This window comes from Actinomycetes bacterium (assembly GCA_036000965.1).
In the GTDB taxonomy this organism is placed as follows: domain Bacteria; phylum Actinomycetota; class CALGFH01; order CALGFH01; family CALGFH01; genus DASYUT01.
Genome location: DASYUT010000236.1, coordinates 1 through 13,733, shown reverse-complemented (window position 1 = coordinate 13,733; position 13,733 = coordinate 1). Strand labels below are relative to the sequence as shown.

Below are 13,733 nucleotides of genomic sequence, written 5' to 3'. Positions count from 1 at the left end.
GCGTGGGCCGCGAACGCCCGCACCGCCCGCTGGCGCCCCTCCACCGTCCCGGGCGCGAGGTTGCGGGCCAGCTGCTGGCTGCCCCAGCCGTCCAGCATCGCGACGAACACCTGCTCCTCGGGCCGCAGCAGCGGCAGCCCGGCGACCACGTGCAGCCCGGCCGCTCCCGGGGCGAGCCGTTGGTCCTCCACCGATCCTGACCCCCACCGTCGTCGCATCGGATGCGGGACTCTCGCATCTGATGCGATGGGGGTCAAACCCGCAGTTCAAGCAGGGCAGGCGCAGACGGCGACCCGAGCTCGCGTGGCCTCCTCACGTCGCGGCCTCGAGCTCCCAAGCGACGGGAACACCCAGGTCGGAGGCGCCAACATCGACGACTCCCGCTGCCCGCACGCAGCCCGTCGCGTATCCGCACCCAATGCAATCCGCGGCCCTTCGCACATTCGGTAGGAATCACGGTGGGCGCCGATGGGAAGTTCTGTTTGGGATCGAGGGCAGCCAACCTGCGGCTAAGATTGTCCGGCATCCTCGCGGGTCTTAGCGAAGTGCCCGACGGTCGCCTGCCGCCGCCGAGCGTGGTGGCCGTGCAGGCAGCTGGCCTCACCGGGCCACCCCACCCGCGCCGGCTGCGGCCAGATGGCCACGGTTGAGGAGGCCGAACGGGAGGCGGTGGAGCTGCTGCCGGGGGGTGGCCGAGGGGCCACTACTGGTCCAGCGGCGACGTTTGGAGGTGAGCCTGCGTTGAGGACCGTGTGAGGGTTGGGGTGAGGTTCGCGTCCAGCACTCACCTCGCGGCCTGGTGCCAGCAAGTGACGTTAACTAGCATGCCGCATAGCGCAAGGGACCGCTGCATCTTGTCACGATTCCGGCGGAATCATCCCCGTCGGTGGTGGTTGCGCCCTTGGTACCAGGCGGGGAGGGGCGAAGGTGATGGAACAGAGGTATCCGGTTGCTGCTGTGATTCCCCCGACGTGATCCGAGGGGCGGGTGCCTTCCTTGCGCGCCGCCGCCGCTGACTGAGGGCCTCTTCGCCGCCTTCCCTGACACCGCTCCGCAGACGGTACCTGCTCTGTGTAGCCCGTGCTTGGCTGGCCAAGTGACTCGCCAATCCCACGGGCTAATCGGGCAGCGCTCGCTTCAGTTGCCGTCGTGAGGTGATATCGAGCTTCCGGAAGATCTTTCGTAGGTGGTAGTCGACGGTGTTCGCGCTGATGAACAGGTGGGCGGCGATTTCTGGGTTGGTCGCGCCGGTTCTTGCGAGCTTGGCGATCGTTGCCTCCTGCGGGGTCAGGTCGGTTGCTGTCTCGACTGATCGTTGGCGTGCGTATTCACCGGTGGCGGCCAGTTCTTGGCGTGCTCTGTCAGCGAAGACGGCGGCTTGCATGTCCTCGAACATTGCCAGGGCGGCGCGTAGGTGCTCGCGGGCGTCCCTGCGTCGCTTCTGACGTCGCAGCCACTCCCCGTAGAGGAGGTGGGCGCGGCCGAGGTCTGATCGCGCCATGGTCTGCTCGAGCTGATGGATCGCCTTCTGGTAGAGGGGCTCTGCATGATTGGGAGGCGCGAGGAGCGCCTCGGATCGGGCCTGGAGGCCGAGCGCCCAGGGCGTGCCGCTCGCGGTGGCCTTGGCAGACAGGCTGTGCAGGGCGGTCTCGGCAAGGATCCGGTTTCCGGAACGCAGCGCGGACTCGACCAGTTCCGGGAGCAGCCGGGAATGAATATGGATGACGTCCATGTCGATCAGTTGCCGGGCGATCGTGCAGGCTTCGGTGTAGTTGCCGCTGCCGATCTCCAGCGTGATGAGGCCGATCCGTGCTACCGACTCGCTCGCGCCCATTCCGAGTGCGGTGGAGGCTTCCAGGGAGCGCTGCAGTTTCTCGCGGAGCTGCTTGTCGTCGCCGTGCCAGGCGAGCAGTTCGGGGCTGCGGTAGATCTCTACCAGGTCGGCGGTTGCGCCGATCGCGGATCGCATTTGCTGCGCCTCGATCAGGTAGGCGTCTGCGGAGGCGAGCCGGCCGAGGGTCGTTTCGGACAGCGACAGGCAGTACAGGAGGATGTCGAGGACCTGCAACGCACCGGTCCTGCGGGCGATGGCCGCGGCACGGCGGAGGATGTCGTCGCGGGACCGTTCGTCCCAGAGGACGGTGCAGGCGCTGACAGCGGTGATGCAGTGCAGCAGGATCTCGTCGTCGGCGGTCTCTGACGCCGTCAGCGCGGCGATGGCCGTACGAAGGTACGGTACCGCTGCCTGGTAGCTGTCCACGACGAGCGTGGCCAGGCCGGTGAGCAGCAGATCGGGCAGCGACGATGCGCCGGACGCGCGGGTGTGGGCCAATGCCGCCTCGGCAATCTCATGCGTCGTTGTGTCGCGGATGAGGTGCTCCGCGGCAATGGCATATTGGAATGCCCGCAGCAGCGTGTCTCGGGCGAGATCGGGTGCCTGCTCGCCGAAGGCGGCTGCGGCCGCTAGGCAGATCGCGGCCACCCGGGGCTGGGCGCCGGGTTCGCCCAGCACGCTGAGCGCTGCGGCGCGGACCATGAGCGACCGTCCCCGGCTGATGTCGTCGAGCAGGTCGGGGTCGATGCTGTCCAGCAGTGAGTTGGCTTGGAGTGGTGCTCCGGCGGCGAGAGCCGCCTCGGCCGCTGCGAGGAGTCGCCGGGCGCGGGCCGGCTGGTTCGGAGTTAGTTCGGCCGCACGGGCGAGGAAGGTGGCGCGGGCCGAGTACCCGCCTCGACTTCCCGCCCGTTGGGCGGACCGTTCCAGTTCGGCCGCCAGATCTTCGTCGGGTCCGGTCGAGGCGGCCGCGAGGTGCCATGCTCGCCGGTCTTCATCGCCTGGTCGGGTGGTGGCCGTGGCCAGCGCGCGGTGGGCGCTTCGGCGTTCGGTCGTGGTGGCGCCGTTGTAGATCGCGGAGCGGACCAGTGGATGCCGGAATTCGACGTCGGGGCGGAGCGTGACAAGTCGTGCGGTCTCCGCCGGATCGGCCGCCCCCGGGTCGATTCCCAAACCGGTGGCTGCCTGGCTGATGTAGCCGGCGTCACCGGCCGCCTCCGCTGCCGCGAGGAGAAGCCACCGTTCTGTCCCGGGTGGGAGGGTCCGTACCTGCTTGAGGTAGTGGGCCTCCAGGTGGCTGCCGATTGGGAGCGGTTGGGGCAGGAGGGTGCCACCGATGAGCTGATGGGTCGACAGTTCCTGCGCGAGGTCGATCAACGCCAGTGGATTGCCGGCCGTGGCGGTCACGATGTGGTTGGCGATCCGCGTGTCCAGCGGCCCCTGGACGACGGCGTGGAGCAGGTCCAGCGCGTGCTGGGGTGAGAGGCCTGGCACGGTGCGAGCCGGCAGCCCGTCCAGGGCGGTGAATTCGGTGGCTTCACCGCGGATAGCGAATACCAGGCCGATGCTGTCGGCGTACATCCGCCGGGCGACGAACGCCAGTGCGTCGGCCGACTCCCGATCCAGCCATTGGGCGTCGTCGACGCAGCACAGCACCGGGGTCTGCGACGCGACCTCGGCCAGCAGTGACAGGGTCGCCAGGCTGACGAGGTGGCGGTCCGCCGCCGGGCCGTCCACGAGGCCACATGCGACCTGGAGGGCGTTGCGCTGGGAGGTGGGGAAGCCGCGCAGGTCGCGCAGGAACGGTAGGAGCAGGCGGTGCAGCGCCGCGAACGGAAAGTCTGACTCTGCTTCGACACCGGCGACCCGCATGACCTGCATGTCTTGCGCCGACGCGGCGACGTCGTCGAGGAGTGCGGTCTTGCCGATGCCCGCCTGACCCCGAAGCACGAGTACTGCGCTCAGCCCCTGACGGGCCGACGCCACCAAGGCATCGAGCGCCGCGCGCTCCGGTTCGCGACCTAGCAGGGCCATGCGCCTCCCGAACCTCGGTCGGCCGCTGTCGCCGACGCGATTGCCAGTACCGCTGACCATGTTGCCGTCGATCGGCCCTACCGACACGGCCGTCCGGCTGATGAGAAGCGCCAGGCGAGCCGTCCGATTGAGCGCGGGCTACGCATTCCCGTGGACCGGGCGGTGACGACTACGTGGTCCCCGGGATTCGACGGTGACGGCCGAACAAGCAGCATCAGAGCCGGCGACGACCTACTAGAGCCACGAAGGGAGCGATGATGGGGTTCATCGCAGCCGGGGACGGCGCGCAGATCTACTACAAGGACTGGGGCATCGGAGAGCCGGTCGTGCTCAGCCACGGCTGGCCGCTGAACTCCGACAGCTGGGAAGCCCAGATGCTGCTCCTCGCCTCCAACGGCTATCGCTGCATCGCCCACGACCGGCGAGGGCACGGCCGGTCCACCCAGACCTGGGACGGCAACAACATGGACACCTACGCCGACGACCTCGCTACGCTGATCGAAACCCTCGACCTGCGTGAAGTGACCCTGGTCGGCTTCTCCACGGGTGGAGGAGAAGTCGCCCGGTACATCGGCCGCCACGGCACCGGGCGGGTCGCCAAGGTCGCGCTGGTCGCGGCGGTGCCACCGTTCATGCTCCGGACCCCCGACAACCCGGGAGGCGTGCCGGTCGAGGTGTTCGACGGCCTCCGCGCGGGCTCCAGCGCCGATCGCTCCCAGCTCTACCGGGACTTGGCCGACGGCCCATTCTTCGGCGGCAACCGCCCCGGCGCAAACCCATCGCAAGGCATGCGCGACGCGTTCTGGCTCCGGTGCCTGCAGGCGGGCCACCGCAACGCCTACGAATGCATCGCCGCGTTCTCGGCGACCGACTTCCGCAAGGACCTGGACGCCTTCGACGTGCCCACACTCGTCATCCACGGCGACGACGACCAGGTGGTGCCGTTCGAGGTGGGAGGCAAGGCCTCCGCCGCGAGGATCAACGGCGCCACCCTCGAGGTCTATCCGGGGGCGCCGCACGGCATCACCGACACCCACAAGGAGCAGCTCGGCAACGACCTGCTCCAGTTCCTCATGAGGACAGCATGAGCACCGGCTCGACCACCCCTGACACCATCGTCCTGATCCACGGCTTCTGGGTGACCCCGCGGAGCTGGGAGCACTGGATCACCCGCTACCAGCGCCGCGGCTACCGCGTCCTCGCCCCGGCCTATCCCGGGTTCGAGGTCGAGGTCGAGGCGCTCAATGCCGACCCGTCGCCGATCGAGGCGGTCACGGTGCCGGCGATCATCGAGCACCTTGAGTTGGTGATCCGGGAGCTCGAGTCGCCGCCCATCCTGATGGGCCACTCCGCCGGCGGGGTGTTCACCCAGGTCCTGCTCGACCACGGCCTGGGGGCGGTGGGGGTGGCGATCAACTCGGCCCCGACCGAGGGCGTCCCCGTGGTCCCCCTGTCGCAGATCCGGTCGACGTTCCCCGTGCTCAAGAACCCTGCCAACCGCCATCGGGCGGTCGGGTTCACCTTCGAGCAGTGGCACTACGCGTTCACCAACACCTTTGCGGAGGAGAAGTCCAGGGCGTTGTACGAGCGCTACGCCATCCCGGCGTCGGGGCGGATCTTCTGGGGAAGTGCGCTGGCGAACATCCACCCCGGCCACGACGACAACTACGTCAACTACCACAACGACGACCGCGCGCCGCTGCTGTTCATCTCCGGCAGTGAGGACCATCTGATGCCACCGTCGGTGCAGCGGTCCAACGCCAAGCACTACAAGTCGGACACGGTCACTGAGGTCGTGGAGTTCGAGGGACCACACCTGCTCCCCGCCCAGGATGGCTGGGAGGAGATCGCCGACTACGCGCTGGAGTGGGCCGTGCGCCACGCGGTGCGGAGCAGCAAATGACCGATGTCCGCATCACCCACATCGGCGGCCCGACGGCCCTGATCGAGGTCGATGGGTGGCGGCTGCTGACCGACCCGACCTTCGACGCCCCAGGCCGGCGGTACGCCTTCGGCTGGGGCTCGAGGTCGCGCAAGCTGACCGGACCAGCGATCGCCGCCTCCGACCTCGCCCCGATCGACGCGGTGCTGCTCAGCCACGATCACCACGGCGACAACCTCGACACCGCCGGACGCGCCCTGCTTCCATCGGCGGGCGTCGTCCTCACCACCGTCTCCGGCGCCAGGCGACTGGGCGGGAACGCCCACGGCCTGGAGCCATGGGCGACCACACCTCTCGAGGCGCCGGCGAAGCCGCCGATCGAGGTCATCGCCACGCCGTGCCGCCACGGCCCGCCGCTGAGCCGCCCCATCGCCGGTGACGTGACCGGCTTCGCGCTGCGATGGGACGGTCAAGAGCACGGCGTGCTGTGGATCACCGGCGACACGGTGCTCTATGACGGTGTCCGCCAGGTCGCCGACCGCCTCCAGGTCGACACCGCGCTGCTGCACCTGGGCGGCGTGCGCTTCCCGGTGTCGGGACCGGTGCGCTACACCATGACCGCCAAGGACGCCGTCGCCCTGTGCCGCCTAGTTCGTCCGCGGACCGCCATCCCGATCCACTACGAGGGCTGGACCCACTTCCGGCAAGGACGAGCCGCCGTCGAGCGCGAGTTCGCGACCGCGCCAGCCGACCTCCGCGAGCGCATCCGATGGTTACCCATCGGCGTCGAGGTCAAGGTCGCCGTGTGAGCGCAGCCAGACCGACGGTGCTGCACACCGCGCGCGACAGCTTCCCAGTTGTCGTGCATCCGCATGGGTCGACGGAGAACCACAGTGGCAAGGGTAGCTTCCTCGACCTTTTCTCTTGGGGACACCATTGAACGGACGACCCAACGCGGGCGGTGTGGGCGTTGAGATGGCCTAGCGGCGTTGGATGTCGGCCTTTGCTCGGCGCTCTTGCGACGCGTTGAGCAGCGAGGTGGCGAGCGCGGCGACGCCGAGGACGACGGCCAGCACCGGCTGCCCAGCAAGCGCGAGGGCGCCCGCGGCGGTGCTGAACAGCACCAGCTCGATCACCACCCGGACCGGGATCGATACCGGCCACCTTGCCTTGGGCGCCACCAACGCACCCCAGATGATGGCAGCAACCAACGGTGCACCGATGCCAAGCACCCACGCCCCGACGCCGTTACCGGCGTGGAACCACCAGTAGGCGAGCGCCGCGAGCATGGCAAGCTCGCAGAGGAACCGGACGGTCAGGGTGACGCCGCGCAGCCCGCTCACGCCGTCGCGGCTCGCCGCTCGGCCTCGGTCTTGAGGTGCGACAGGACGCTGTGGATGCCCTTGTCCAGGGTCTTGCGGCTGTAACCCCTGAGCAGACTGGCAAGCAACCCCTCCCAGGATTCCTCGGAGCGCGCCAGCGTGCCGCCGTCGTTGGCCTGGAATCGGAACACGTGGACGGCCTTGATGCCCATCGTGGTACCTGTCCAGGCGATCTGGTGGGGCGGGTCGACCACCTGGAGAGTGGAGGTGAGGGTGCTTGGCCCGGCCTTCCACCGGAAGACCGTGCCCGGCTGGACCGGGCCCTGGAGCGCCACCGACCTGACGTCGGGGTTCCAGGACGGCCACTGGTCGACGGCCGAGATCACCGAGAACACCGTCTGCGGGTCGGCGGCGATCTGCAGCTCACCCTCGGCTGTTGCCGGTGCGTCCCGGTTGATATCCATGGGGCATTCTATGCGCGACGTCCACGAGTCCGGGCACCCACGATGCTCCATGCGAACTCCCTATTATCGCTGGTCACGTCGGCTGCCCCGTTTCCAGGATCTGCTTGAGCGTGTCGAGGTTGGCCGCTACCGCCGTCTTGACTCTGGAGGCGGCCAGGGGAGCGAGCAGCCGCAACGCCCCTGAGGCGGGCTGGAGGTCGACGGCGTTGGTTAGCCGGGTCCCGTCGCCTATCGGTGTAAGGAGGTAGCTGCTGGTCGCGGTGAAGGGGCCGATGTCCCCGTGGATCTCCAGGCGGCTGGTCGGCTCGAAGGCGGTCACCTCGAAGCCTTCCTCGCTCCGGCGAGGGATGGAACGGATCTGGCGGTAGGTGGTCCCGACCCCAACCGGTCCAGGCGAGGTCTTCCTGGTCTGCAGGATCGCGTAGTTCCAGGTCGGGATGTTCTGGAAGTCGGCGAGGAACGCGAACACGTCCTGGACGGGTCGCCGGATCGTCACCGTGTTCTGGAACGTTGTCATGGTGCCTCCAGGATCAGCTCTCCAGCAGGCGCTGGGCCGCGGTGGGATCGTGGGCCGGCAGGATGACCAAGTCGGGCATCCGCTGCTTCAGCGCCAGCACCTTCTCGGTGGCCTGGACGAGTCGACTTCGGACGCCGACACCTGGGAGCTGGCGGCGCTCCAGGAGCTCAGCCCCGTAAGTGAGATCGCCGACCAGCAACAGCGGCGACCTTGTCGTGCGCCGGATGAGCAGGGAGATCGAGCCCGGCGTGTGGCCGGGGGTTGGGAGCAGGACCAAGGAGCCGTCGCCCATGACGTCCAACGACTCGCTGAACGGCACCAGGGTGGGGTCGTCGGTTGGTTCGGCGCGGCGCCGGCCAGCCTTGCACTCGGCGTCATCTGGGCAGTCTGGCACCTGCCGTTGTTCTGGACCCATGGCTCGTCGCTGTATGGGAGGTCGCCGTGGATCCTGCTGCTGGAGCTGCCCGCCATGTCGGTCCTGTTCACCTGGGTGTTCCTATACGGGGTTTCCCGCCGCTGGGTGATCACGCTGGTGCAGCGCTACCTCGCCGAGGGCGAGGCCGGATTGGGACCGCGGTCCCGCCGGCCGTTGCGAAGTCCGCGGCGCCGCCGGTCGAGGTCGAAGACGAGATCGTCAAGATCCGACCGGCCTGCCCCTGGAGGACACCCATTACCGCATCCGCCACGACAAGATCGACCCCAGCGGCGTCTTCACCCTGCGACACAACAGCCGGCTCCACCACATCGGCGTCGGCCGACGCCACGCCGGCACCGACATCCTCGTCCTCGTCCACGATCGACACGTCCGCGTCCTCACCCACGACGGCGAACTCCTCCGAGAACTGCAGCTCGACCCGTCCAAGGACTACCAACCACAGCGCCAAACGTGAACGATGTCGCGAGACACCTGTGCACGGTGTCCCGCGACATCACACCGTTGGTCACGGCGCCAACCGAACCCACGATCAGGGAGATGACCCCGACGTTCGCGTACAGCGGGCCTGACGCTTGGAATTCCGGGGAAACGAGGTGGACTCCGGATCGGTGCATGGCGGGCTCGAGTGTCATGGAGGAGGCTCTACGGTCGGTCTGGAGGTCAAGATGAAGTCGGTGCCGGCAGCACGCAGGGTGAGCGCGATCGTAGCCATGGCCGCGGTTGTTGCTCTGATCGCGATCATGGTGTTGGCGCTCGCCCGCCACCTGCTGTGGCTGGCGGCGGCGATTGGGTGCCTGGGGGTGGCCATTGCGGCGGCCGCCTACGCGGTCACCCGGACCGGCACCCGCCGGCTGGTCGCGACGGTGGTGGCGGTCGTGGCCCTGGCCGCGCCGCTGGTGCTGGTGGTCGTCTACGGCCAGTTGCTGCAGCTGATCGTAGTGATCGCGCTGGTGGCCATCGCCGGGCTGGCGACCCGCTATGCGCTGGGACGCGACATCAAGTCGCTGAAGAGCGGCCCGACCCCTGGCCTCGCCGTGGGGCCGGCGACACGGCCGGTCCTGCTCATGAACCCCAAGTCGGGCGGCGGGAAGGTCGAGCGGTTCGGGCTGGTCGAGGAGGCCCGCCGGCGCGGCATCGAGCCCATCGTGCTGGCCCCCGGCGACGACCTGCTCCGGCTCGCCGAGCAGGCTGTGGCCGGGGGCGCCGACGTGATCGGGATGGCTGGCGGGGACGGCTCGCAGGCGCTGGTCGCCGGCGTGGCAATGCGCCACGACGTCGCGTTCGTCTGTGTCCCGGCCGGTACCCGCAACCACCTGGCCATGGACCTGGGCCTTGACCGCGACGACGTCGTCGCTGCCCTGGACGCCTTTGGGGCGGCGGTGGAGCGGCGCATCGACCTGGGGATGGTCGGCGACCGGGTGTTCGTCAACAACGCGACCGTCGGTCTGTACGCCAAGATCGTGCAGTCCCCGGCCTACCGCGACCACAAGGTCGGCACCGCTCTGGAGCTGCTGCCAGAGATGCTCGGCCCCGATGCCGCACCCTTCGACCTGCGGTTCACCGGGCCCGACGGGACCAAGCACGACTCCGCCCACCTCATCATGGTCTCCAACGACCGCTACGAGCTGGGCCGGGCCGAGGGCTTCGGATCACGCCGGCGCATCGACACCGGCAGCCTTGGCATCGTCGCGGCCAGGTTCCAGTCTGGCCAGGACGCCGCCAGGTTCGCGCGGCGGCAGAGCTTCGGGCGGACGCGTCGGCCGGAGGGCTGGCTGGAATGGTCCGACACCAGCTTCGAGGTGCGTTCGGGCCGGCCGGTAGAGATCGGGATCGACGGGGAGGCGCTGCTGCTGGACCCGCCGATCCGGTTCCGGATCCTCCCCGGAGCGCTCCGGGTCCGGCTCCCACGCCACGCCCCCGGCTACTCGCCCGCCGCCGCCGTGTCGGCCAAGGGCTGGGCCACCATCACCGCGCTGCTGCAGACCGCCGCCGGCCGCCCAGTCACCATCGAACCGTGAGCAGGCAACACCGTCCGCGATACCGCGGGCTTCCCCGTGTGTGGAGTTCGCCCCAACCGCTCTGCAGTCAGCGCCGGCGTGGCTTCTTCTCGGTGGCGGTGCTCCGGGCAGAACCCCGGCTGCGCCGCGACGTCCAGCGGATCCAGAGCTGGTTGGCAGCCTCCGGGATGCTGTGGCTGGCGCGGTCTCGCCCATGGCATCGCACGGGAGCTGCTGTGGCTGCTGGCCCGCTTGAGCCCTGGTCGGGCTCGTCGCCGACCGCCACGGCCTCGCTCTGGGCCCGACGTCGGCTACTTGAGCACCATCCTGACGGCCGGCACCGCTGTCGATGACAGCGTCGGGATGTCAGGAGCGCTACTGCGGCTCGGTGGTGGTGTTCAGGACGTCGTGGCCGGGGCGTGGCTGTGCCGGGATGGTGCCGAGGCGCCCGGCCTGGTAGTCCTCAAACGCCTGGATCAGCTCCTGCCTGGTGTTCATCACGAACGGGCCGTAGGCGGCCACCGGCTCGCGGATCGGCTGGCCGCCGAGCACCAGCACGTCCAGCTGGGGGCTGCGGCTCTCCCGGCTCACCGCGGCGTCCACCCTCACGACGTCACCGGGGCCGTAAACAGCCAGCTGGCCCGTGCGCACCGGGCGCCGCTCAGCGCCGACCGACCCGGACCCGGCGAGCACGTAGACGAGCGCGTTGAAGTCGGACCGCCACGGCAGCTCCAGCCGGGCCCCCGGGGCCAGGGTGGCGTGCAGCAGCACGATCGGCGTGTAGGTAACGCCCGGCCCCTTGTGACCCGCCACCTCGCCCGCGATCACCCGCAGCAGCGCGCCACCGTCCGGCGAGCTGAGCAGCGCCACCGCACCGCGGCGGATGTCCTGGTAGCGCGGCGGCGTCCACTTCAGCCGGGCGGGCAGGTTGACCCACAGCTGGAAGCCGTGGAACAGCCCGCCGCGCAGCACCACCTCCTCCGGCGGCGCCTCAATGTGCAACAGACCTCGGCCCGCCGTCATCCACTGCGTGTCGCCGTCGGTGATCAGGCCGCCGCCGCCGTTGGAGTCCTGGTGCTGGAAGATGCCGTCGATCATGTAGGTGACGGTCTCGAAGCCGCGGTGCGGGTGCCAGGGGGTGCCCTTGGGCTCGCCGGGGGCGTAGTCGACCTCGCCCATCTGGTCCATGTGCACGAACGGGTCCAGCGCCGCCAGGTCGACCCCGGCGAACGCGCGGCGCACGGGGAAGCCCTCGCCCTCCAGGCCAGAGGGTGCCGTGGTAACGGAGAGCAGGGGGCGGTCGGCCCCGGTGGGGTCCACGGCTGGGATCCGTGGCAGCACCACGGTGTCGGCGCTGATGGCTGGCATGACCGCTCCTTCGCGCTGGACTGGACCCTTCGACGTACAGAGCAAGGATATTTGTGGGCACAACATTCCCCCGGGCCGCGGTGCGTCCCAGCCCCATGCCTGAGCTGGTCGCCGTGCCTATCGGGGCCCCAGGCGCTGGGTGCGCTGGTCGGTCTGGCGACGCCTCCCGGCCGAGACCGTCGTTCTGGGGAGTGACGGGTCAGGCTGTAGCCGCATCGGTCGGCAGTCGATCCAGCGACGCTCCATGGTCAACGGTCGCCGATGCCTTTTCCGCCTGGCAGCCGTCATAACCTTCGTCAGTGGGCACCGGCAGGTCGCTGTACCGAGGGCGGAGGGCGATGTGTGAGCAGGGTCGGGGCCGAGCCTGGACGGGTTGAGGAGCGCGCGGTGGTGGCGACCGCGCGGGCGGGCGACCAGGCGGCGTTCGCCGGCCTTGTCGAGCGGTACCGGCCGGAGCTGCAGGTGCACTGCTACCGGATGCTCGGCCCCGTGGGAGGCTGCGTTGCTGGAAGTGAGCGTCGCCGCGGTGAAGAGCGCCCTGCAGCGGGCACGGCCGGCGCTGAAGCAGCACCTACCGCAGCGCCGGCTGGAGTGGGCACCGTCCTCGGATCCGACGGCGGAGGAGCGCGCGTTGCTGCAGCGCTACATGGACGCGATGGAGCGGGCCGACCCCGACGCCCTGGCCGAGCTGCTGCGCGAGGACGCACGGATGACGATGCCGCTGCCCCGGTTCTGGTACGAGGGGCGGGAGGCGATCATGACCCTGATGGCGGGAGTCCTCGACCCCGGCTCGCCGGACTACCAGGGCCACATGCGAGTCGTGCCCACCCGCGGTCATCGCCGGGATGCGGGAGGCGACGATGCTGAACCGGCTGCCGTCGCTGGCCGAGTTGGGGAACGCGGCGGCGTTCCTGGCCTCAGACCGGGCCAGCGCCATGACCGCGACCCTCGCCAACATCGCCTGCGGCGCATTCCTCGACTAGGAGGCCGTGCCTGTGGTCGACCGCGTCCCTCGGTCAAGAACCCGCAGCGAGAGCCCGGATGGGCACGAGCAGAGAGGCACTAGGGTGCGTCCGGTGGAGTGGGGAACCTCGGCGTCGTGTCGCGGAGCGGGTGGAGGGTGTGGCGCTGCAGGGGAAACAGCGTTCCCCAGACCGTCAGGAACGCCACCACCCCAGCGGCCACCACCGCGGCCCTCGGCGCCTCGGCTGCGCGGTCCGGTACGCCCGACGCGGCTTGGGCGTTCCTGGGGTCGTCGGTGGCCATCGTGGACCTCCTCGAGGTGGCGGGTGATGGCGGTCGCCGTGCAGACAGTGTCCGTGCGGGGTGCCACAGCTCGAGGAAGGGTCGACGGTGGTGTCGCCACGGCCCGGTGCGCTACCGCGGGGCGGTCGTGGTCGAGCCTGCGCCGGGTCCAGGCGGGCCAGAGGCGGCGCGCGGTCTCCTCGCCGACGCCGCGGCGCGTGGGCATCGAGCGCCACACGCCGCGGTAGCCGGGCAGGACCCCGGAGGCGATGACCATGTGGCCGGCCTGCTGGTGGCAGCAGCGGTTGGATCTGCGCTCAGGCCTTGTCGGTTACCTCTCCTCGTCCGAGGACCCGCCCCCTCAAGCCGGAAGCGACCCAGGACGGGCGAAGCATACCAAGCATGTCGCCGGACAGGCCCTCGTCATGGTGCTGACCGTGATCGGTGGTGTAGGGCAGGATTGAACGCTAGGCGCCTTGGACGTCGGAGAGCCTGCGCTCACCCGGGCATGCAAGGCAGCCCGAACCCGTCCGGATGAGCTGGACGGGCTCCTCGGGCTGGGCGACAGTGTCCGGCTCGGTGGCGGTGGCTGGCTGCTGGTCGGGCTCGGCCTGGGCGCTTGCGGGCACCGCCCGGA

Annotated in this window: 14 protein-coding genes and 1 pseudogene; 6 read left to right on the top strand and 9 right to left on the bottom strand. The window is 69.7% G+C overall.

Translation table 11 applies throughout. The annotated features are described in order from the left end of the window. Both VG276_21190 and VG276_21185 read right to left on the bottom strand, forming a co-directional pair. The coding region (locus tag VG276_21190) for a site-specific integrase (protein ID HEV8651840.1) at window positions 1–191 on the bottom strand (191 nt) is incomplete at its 3' end. 926 nt (window positions 192–1,117) lie between these two features. After that, window positions 1,118–3,865, bottom strand: coding sequence for an AAA family ATPase (locus VG276_21185; protein ID HEV8651839.1), 2,748 nt, complete (start codon window positions 3,863–3,865; stop codon window positions 1,118–1,120). A 257-nt stretch (window positions 3,866–4,122) separates the two neighbouring features. Here VG276_21185 and VG276_21180 point away from each other — a divergent pair, with 257 nt between their 5' ends. From VG276_21180 to VG276_21170, 3 genes are read left to right on the top strand one after another with little or no spacing between them, the layout of a single operon-like run. Next, window positions 4,123–4,953 carry an alpha/beta hydrolase gene (locus VG276_21180; GenBank protein ID HEV8651838.1) on the top strand — a complete coding sequence of 277 codons (831 nt, stop codon included), beginning with the start codon at window positions 4,123–4,125 and terminating at the stop codon, window positions 4,951–4,953. Next, complete coding sequence (locus tag VG276_21175; protein HEV8651837.1) at window positions 4,950–5,768, top strand: alpha/beta hydrolase; 819 nt, start codon at window positions 4,950–4,952, stop codon at window positions 5,766–5,768. The genes VG276_21180 and VG276_21175 overlap by 4 nt, the downstream gene beginning before the upstream one ends. Continuing rightward, a complete protein-coding gene (locus VG276_21170) occupies window positions 5,765–6,556 on the top strand; it encodes an MBL fold metallo-hydrolase (GenBank protein HEV8651836.1) in 792 nt (263 codons plus the stop codon). The genes VG276_21175 and VG276_21170 overlap by 4 nt, the downstream gene beginning before the upstream one ends. Before the next feature lie 171 nt (window positions 6,557–6,727). Here VG276_21170 and VG276_21165 read toward each other — a convergent pair whose 3' ends face one another. From VG276_21165 to VG276_21145, 5 genes are all read right to left on the bottom strand, one after another. Continuing rightward, entirely contained in the window at window positions 6,728–7,090 is a 363-nt protein-coding gene (locus VG276_21165; GenBank protein HEV8651835.1) for a YrdB family protein, read from the bottom strand. Further along, window positions 7,087–7,533 (bottom strand): SRPBCC family protein, encoded by a 447-nt coding sequence (locus tag VG276_21160; GenBank protein ID HEV8651834.1) that lies wholly within the window; start codon window positions 7,531–7,533, stop codon window positions 7,087–7,089. Before VG276_21160 ends, VG276_21165 begins: the two co-directional genes overlap by 4 nt. Window positions 7,534–7,606: 73 nt before the next feature. After that, entirely contained in the window at window positions 7,607–8,050 is a 444-nt protein-coding gene (locus tag VG276_21155; GenBank protein HEV8651833.1) for an SRPBCC family protein, read from the bottom strand. A 13-nt stretch (window positions 8,051–8,063) separates the two neighbouring features. Further along, on the bottom strand, window positions 8,064–8,444 hold the full coding sequence (locus VG276_21150) for an MBL fold metallo-hydrolase (GenBank protein HEV8651832.1): 381 nt from the start codon (window positions 8,442–8,444) through the stop codon (window positions 8,064–8,066). 130 nt (window positions 8,445–8,574) lie between these two features. Continuing rightward, complete coding sequence (locus VG276_21145; protein ID HEV8651831.1) at window positions 8,575–8,871, bottom strand: hypothetical protein; 297 nt, start codon at window positions 8,869–8,871, stop codon at window positions 8,575–8,577. A gap of 280 nt (window positions 8,872–9,151) precedes the next feature. On the opposite strand from VG276_21145, the gene VG276_21140 reads away from it, so the two are divergent. Then, window positions 9,152–10,504, top strand: coding sequence for a diacylglycerol kinase family protein (locus VG276_21140; protein ID HEV8651830.1), 1,353 nt, complete (start codon window positions 9,152–9,154; stop codon window positions 10,502–10,504). A 354-nt stretch (window positions 10,505–10,858) separates the two neighbouring features. Here the strand turns inward: VG276_21140 and VG276_21135 are convergent, their stop codons facing one another. Beyond that, the gene (locus tag VG276_21135) at window positions 10,859–11,851 is read right to left on the bottom strand and encodes a pirin family protein (protein HEV8651829.1); all 993 of its coding nucleotides are present in this window, start codon (window positions 11,849–11,851) and stop codon (window positions 10,859–10,861) included. A 646-nt stretch (window positions 11,852–12,497) separates the two neighbouring features. Here VG276_21135 and VG276_21130 point away from each other — a divergent pair. Together VG276_21130 and VG276_21125 are read left to right on the top strand one after the other, a co-directional pair. After that, a pseudogene (locus tag VG276_21130) lies at window positions 12,498–12,644 on the top strand (nuclear transport factor 2 family protein). A 67-nt stretch (window positions 12,645–12,711) separates the two neighbouring features. After that, the gene (locus VG276_21125; protein HEV8651828.1) at window positions 12,712–12,834 is read left to right on the top strand and encodes a hypothetical protein; all 123 of its coding nucleotides are present in this window, start codon (window positions 12,712–12,714) and stop codon (window positions 12,832–12,834) included. Between the two features lie 79 nt (window positions 12,835–12,913). On the opposite strand, the gene VG276_21120 is transcribed toward VG276_21125, so the two are convergent. Beyond that, the gene (locus VG276_21120; protein ID HEV8651827.1) at window positions 12,914–13,117 is read right to left on the bottom strand and encodes a hypothetical protein; all 204 of its coding nucleotides are present in this window, start codon (window positions 13,115–13,117) and stop codon (window positions 12,914–12,916) included. Window positions 13,118–13,733: the final 616 nt, after the last annotated feature.

Bases quoted from the DNA above. Each gene is read 5' to 3' on its own strand.
- VG276_21185 (HEV8651839.1), bottom strand. From the start codon at position 3,865: ATGGCCCTGCTAGGTCGCGAACCGGAGCGCGCGGCGCTCGATGCCTTG.
- VG276_21180 (HEV8651838.1), top strand. From the start codon at position 4,123: ATGGGGTTCATCGCAGCCGGGGACGGCGCGCAGATCTACTACAAGGAC.
- VG276_21175 (HEV8651837.1), top strand. From the start codon at position 4,950: ATGAGCACCGGCTCGACCACCCCTGACACCATCGTCCTGATCCACGGC.
- VG276_21170 (HEV8651836.1), top strand. From the start codon at position 5,765: ATGACCGATGTCCGCATCACCCACATCGGCGGCCCGACGGCCCTGATC.
- VG276_21160 (HEV8651834.1), bottom strand. From the start codon at position 7,533: ATGGATATCAACCGGGACGCACCGGCAACAGCCGAGGGTGAGCTGCAG.
- VG276_21155 (HEV8651833.1), bottom strand. From the start codon at position 8,050: ATGACAACGTTCCAGAACACGGTGACGATCCGGCGACCCGTCCAGGAC.
- VG276_21140 (HEV8651830.1), top strand. From the start codon at position 9,152: ATGAAGTCGGTGCCGGCAGCACGCAGGGTGAGCGCGATCGTAGCCATG.
- VG276_21135 (HEV8651829.1), bottom strand. From the start codon at position 11,851: ATGCCAGCCATCAGCGCCGACACCGTGGTGCTGCCACGGATCCCAGCC.
- VG276_21125 (HEV8651828.1), top strand. From the start codon at position 12,712: ATGCTGAACCGGCTGCCGTCGCTGGCCGAGTTGGGGAACGCGGCGGCG.
- VG276_21120 (HEV8651827.1), bottom strand. From the start codon at position 13,117: ATGGCCACCGACGACCCCAGGAACGCCCAAGCCGCGTCGGGCGTACCG.